3 protein-coding genes are annotated in these 5,212 nt (G+C 62.7%); all 3 read right to left on the bottom strand.

Annotated features, from left to right (window positions below; translation table 11 throughout):
• Window positions 1-1,414, bottom strand: a 1,414-nt coding sequence (locus tag R1101_RS0115665; RefSeq protein WP_016934332.1) for a hydantoinase B/oxoprolinase family protein, incomplete at its 3' end; no start/stop codon positions are given.
• A 1-nt stretch (window position 1,415) separates the two neighbouring features.
• Complete coding sequence (locus R1101_RS27035) at window positions 1,416-3,527, bottom strand: hydantoinase/oxoprolinase family protein (RefSeq protein WP_016934333.1); 2,112 nt, start codon at window positions 3,525-3,527, stop codon at window positions 1,416-1,418.
• Between the two features lie 416 nt (window positions 3,528-3,943).
• A complete protein-coding gene (locus R1101_RS0115675; protein WP_016934334.1) occupies window positions 3,944-4,990 on the bottom strand; it encodes an IS481 family transposase in 1,047 nt (348 codons plus the stop codon).
• Window positions 4,991-5,212: the final 222 nt, after the last annotated feature.

The raw sequence follows: 5,212 nt of genomic DNA on the forward strand, positions 1-5,212 counted from the left end.
CGCTCATCGGGGCGGTCTTCGGACCGAAGCGAACGACTGTGCCCGGGGCGCCCCGGCGGCGGCCGGCGCCTTCGGAGTCCGTGCGGATACGTAGTTCCTCGACTCGAACCGGGTACTTCTGCTCGGTCATCTCGATACTGTCTCGGAACATCAAGCCGTTGGTGACGGAGTTGCCATAAGTGATCCAGCCGTCGGTGTCTACGCTGGCCGGACCACCCTGCGATCCCAGGAAGACCTGGTTGATGTAAGGGTCGGCTGTTCCGTGACGGTCGTCGAGTCCTGAGATCACCGAGAATCCGGCTCCAACGCTGCACGAACCTTCGGCAAGACCCTGGCCGTGCCAGTTGTCGGCAAAAGTCTTTTGCGTGATCATCACGAGTCGCTCGCCCAGATTGGTGGTAGCCACCGAGGTGGAGTGCGGGAATGTCGGGATACCCACGATTGCGCCCTCGCGCAGCAACACCTCGATGCGGCGGAAGCTGCCACTGTTGCGGGGGATTTCGGGATCCAGGCTGTTGAGCAGACCGGTCATGACGTTGTTGGTCGAGCAGGTTTCCGACTCGTTCAGTCCGGCATCGATGCAGTCGATGTTGTCGCGAAGATCGAGCACGATACGACCCTCGGTGGGCTTGACCGAAATGGTCACCTGGATCGGGATGCCGTCGGGCATGATCGGCTCGAGCGGATCGGCCATTCCGTGTCCGGTAACCGTACCCTCGGTGAGCTTGCCGATAGCCTCGGCCATCGTCCGCTCGGAATAGTCGAACCACTCCTCGATGAACGTCTTGATGGTCTCGATGCCGTAGCGATCGCACAGATCCTTGAGTGCGGCTTCACCGATACGCGCTGCGCCGATCATTGCGAGGTAGTCTCCATACCACTGATCGGGAACGCGAATTCGCCTTCGGCACATGCGAATGATGTCGTTGACATCTTTGCGGTTTCGCTGGACTCGTACTGCGGGGAAGATCAGGGCGCCTTCCTCGTATATGTCCTTTGCGTACGGCATGTATGTCGTGGGCTTCGAGTTGCCGATGTCGGCCTGGTGCGCCTTGGCCGCAGTAGTGAACAGGTGCTCGCCGTCGACGAATACCGGCACGAGGATGGTGTGGTCGGCTGCGTGGGTGTTCCCCAGGTAGGGGTCGTTGTGCAGGTAGGCGTCACCATCTGCGATGTCGTCGTGAAGTTCGGTCATCGCCTTGCCGAGACGCTCGGTACCGATGACGTGCACCGGCAGTCCCTCTGCGGTCGAAAGTAGACGGTTGTCCCCGGTGATGATGCTGCACGAGAAGTCTCGCGCCATGTTGAGCACCGCGGAGCGACCGGTGCGCAGGAGGGTGTTCTCCATCTCGCGGACGATGCCGTCGAGTCGGTTCGCGATGACGGCCATGTTGACCAGGTCGAGATCAGTCATCTCAGTTCTCCTTGTCGGCTACGGCCTGGACGCCGGCTGCCGTGTCGATCAGGTAGTTGCCGTGTGGGGTGACCGTCGCTTTCTGACCGGGGTAGACCACCAATGTTGTGGTGGGCTCCTGGACAACAGCCGGGCCGGCGACGGTGGATTCGAGGGGCAGTGTTCGTCCGTCGTAGAACGCGGTCTCCACCCATCCTGTGTCGCCGAAGTATGCTTGCGCGGTCTGTGTGGGCACCGGTCGATCGCCCCGACCCTCACCCGCGTCGAGGAGCGCCGGCTTGGGAAGACGTGCGGTCGCGCGAGCACTCCACGACAGCAGTTCGAGGTACTGCCCTGGCTCGCGCACTCCGAAGATTCGTTCGTGTACGTCGTGGAACGCCTCTTCCAGCAGCTTGCCGTCACCCGCTCCCAGTTCGCTGTACGGAACGGCGACCGTGAGTTCCCATGCCTGCTGCTTGTAGCGGGCCTCGACGAAGTACTCGATCGTCGACTCCGCGGACAGATCCGTTCCCATTCCCTCCAGGAAAGCTTGCGCCTGCTCTCGCACGCTGCGGAGCGACTTGTTCGCGAGGTCGGTATCGAAATCTTGCGTCGTGCAGTAGGCAACGGTAGTGAACTCGGAGATGACGTCCGAGAACAATGCGCCACATGCGCTCATGGCACCGGCGGTCTTGGGCAACAGGACGTGACCAGTGCCGAGCTCTGCCGCGATTCGGCCGATGTTCATGCCGGATCCGCCACCACCGGCAACGATCGTCACTTCACGCGGATCGATCCCGCGGGCGATCGTCGTCTCCCGAATCGCCGTCACGATGTTGTCGGCTGCGATCGTCAGTGTTGCATGCGCCGCCTCTTCAGTGGTCATGCCGATCTTCTCACCGAGCTTGCGATACGCCTCACGGGCCGAGTCGAGATCCAGCGGGAGTGTGCCGCCCATGAAGTTCGCGGAATCGAGATAGCCCAGCACGAAGGCGGCATCGGTGACCGTCGGTTCGGTTCCGCCGAGTCCGTAGCACACGGGGCCTGGCGAAGAACCGGCGCTCCGTGGTCCGACTCGGAGCAATCCGCCGGAATCCAGCCACGCGATCGAGCCACCTCCGGATCCGATACTGCGGACGTCTACTGCTCGAGTCCCGGTGATATTCCCGATCCAGCGGCCGTTCAGCCACGTTTCACTGGTCTGTTCGATCTGGCCTCCACGCACCAGGCCGACGTCGAAGGTTGTTCCTCCGGTATCTGCTACGAGGAGATCGTGAGCGGCCGCCCCGCCGTGAAGATCCAGATCGGCCTCGTGGACAGCAGAAACCGGCGCCATCGACGGACCCGATCCGATCGAGTAGATCGGTCGCTCCGCGATGTCGGCCGGCCTCCACGAACCCCCGTAGGAGGTCGAGATGAACAGATCTCCACGAAATCCCGTCTGACTCAGGTCCTTTTCGAGATCCGCGAAGAACTGCTGCATCAGTGGTTTGAGAGAGGCATCGATCACCGTAGCTGAAGCCCGTCGATACTCGCGCACAACAGGATTGAGCTGATGCGAGAGGGTGAACGGAACACCCGGTGCATGCTCGGCGATGAGTTCACCGATTCGCAGCTCGTGGGCGGGATTGGCTACCGCCCACAGTAGGCACACACCGATCGCCTCGGCGCCTTGCGTAAGGGCGCCGTCGATTGCCACACGGACCGAATTCTCGTCGAGCGGGCGAAAAACGGTAGCCTCGGCGTCCATACGCTCGTCGATCTCGAACGTCAGATACCGGGGAATATAAGGCTTACCGTAGGGAAGGGGACGGAATGGGTCAGGCTTGCCGCCTTCGCGGAGGAGCAGGATGTCAGGGAAGCCCGCAGTGGTGAAGAATGCTGTGCGAGCGGCGGTTCCTTCAACGACAGCGTTGGTCGAACGGGTGGTGCCGTAATTGAAACGGCTGGTCTTCGCGAGCAGATCCGACACCGTCAGATTCAACTTGGGAGCGAGCACCCCCAGAGCGTTCTCGATCGCCAGGAAAGCCCGTTCCTTGGTTGTGAGTGCCTTTGCCAGAGAGACGCCACCGAAGGCATCGGCAACGACGACGTCAGTAAACGTACCGCCGGTGTCCACGGAAATTGTGTACATGTTCCCTTCCTAGCTTCACATCGCGACACAACGGCCCCGTACGGAGCGGGCCCGACGTCGATCGAGTACTTCTCGTGTCGCCACAGTCTGCGTCCTACCCAACCTGGCAGGTATTGGTCCTAGCGCAAAAAAGACGATGAGTGTTTGTCACAATGACAAACACGTATGGGGGTATCGGATGCCAGGGGCGTCGTGAGCACCGCATCCGTGCAACCGATCTACGTGCCATTTCGGTCCCTCATCGGGCTGCGAACCGGGGGCGCATGCCCGAACGTGAGCGGGCGCATATCGCACGATCAGCCACCGAAACCGCGAAGTAGCGGCTGCGCAACTTCTTCGAACCGATTCGGAGAAGGCCGGACCAGGGAGGAGCGGGGCGGTAGAGTCCTGGATCACCCGCGCTAACCCTCGACGGGTTAACTGTATGAGGCCATGACGTTGGGGACACCGGTCCGGAGTTTGCTCGCAGGCGGCCGGTTACCGACGGCAGTATGCGGCCGATGATGGTTGTAGTGCACATTCCACACCTGTAGCGCCTGGGCGCGTTGCCGTTCGCTGGCCCAGATGCGGGCGTAGAGGAACTCCTCGGCAAGGATCCGGTTATAGCGCTCCACCTTCCCGTTGTGACGAGGCGTATACGGGGTGATCCGCTGATGCCGGCCACCATGAAGCACCTTCGCGAAGTTCTTCGCCCGGTAACAGGACCCGTTGTCGGTGACGACCCGATGGATGTGCACGATGCCGTGTGCGGCGAAGAACACTCTCGCCCGGTGCATGAACCCGATTGCCGTGGCGGCCTTCTCGTCGGAGAGCGCCTCGGTGTAAGCGAGGCGGGAGAACCCGTCGACCGCCGAATGCAGATACACGTAGCCGGCGCGGGCACCGGCGGTCTTGGCGCGGTCGACCTTCTTGGCCTGCTCGCTGCCCCGACCGTGGACACGCCAGCCGCCTCCGTCGGGGATGCGCCCGACTTTCTTGATGTCGACGTGCACCATGTGCCGGGGCCAGCGGGCGATGATCCGGCGTGGCTGGCGATTGTTCTCGCCGTTCGGGTCGAGGAACTTGCGCCGGTTCAGGCCGAGGTGAGCGAGGTGTCGGCTGACGGTGCGCACCGAGATGGTGATGCCGTCGGCGGCGAGCTCGTGGGCGATGCGGGCTGCGGACCACTTACGGGTCCGCCGCAGGGCCTCGATCCGCGCCACGGTCTCGGCCGATGTTGCCGTGGGCTGGTGGTGCGGCACGCTGGGGCGGTCGAGCAGGCCGAGTTCGCCGTGTTCGCGGTAGCGGGCCATCCATTTGCTGGCACAGGCCCGGGAGATCCCCATCTCGGCGGCGACGTGGGACAGCGGACGGGTCTGGCACCGCTGCACGAGACGGTGGCGACCTTCGACGGACAGCGGAGCGTTACGGTGCGCCGCGGTCGGGTTCTTTCGTTCTGCGGATGAGTTGGTGGTACTTCCCATCCTGCCGTCGGAAGACCCGTCCGCCTTCGTCAACCCCTCGTGCCGGTGTCTACAACGTCATGACCCGCAACACCTAGGCAAAAGCAGGACGATCCGGGTGCGCCGGCGAGGCGCCACTGATCCGGTGGCCCGGCGGATAACCCTCATCAGCCGTTGGCCTCCGTCGTCGAGTTCTCGCACTCGTACTCGTTCTGTCACTCGTCCAGGCTGTTCGATATGTGT

This window comes from Rhodococcus sp. R1101 (assembly GCF_000278445.1).
Taxonomy (GTDB): Bacteria; Actinomycetota; Actinomycetes; order Mycobacteriales; family Mycobacteriaceae; genus Rhodococcus; species Rhodococcus gordoniae.

What these genes read in the sequence shown, in the direction of transcription:
- R1101_RS27035 (WP_016934333.1), bottom strand. Translation starts at nt 3,527, where the DNA reads ATGTACACAATTTCCGTGGACACCGGCGGTACGTTTACTGACGTCGTC.
- R1101_RS0115675 (WP_016934334.1), bottom strand. Translation starts at nt 4,990, where the DNA reads ATGGGAAGTACCACCAACTCATCCGCAGAACGAAAGAACCCGACCGCG.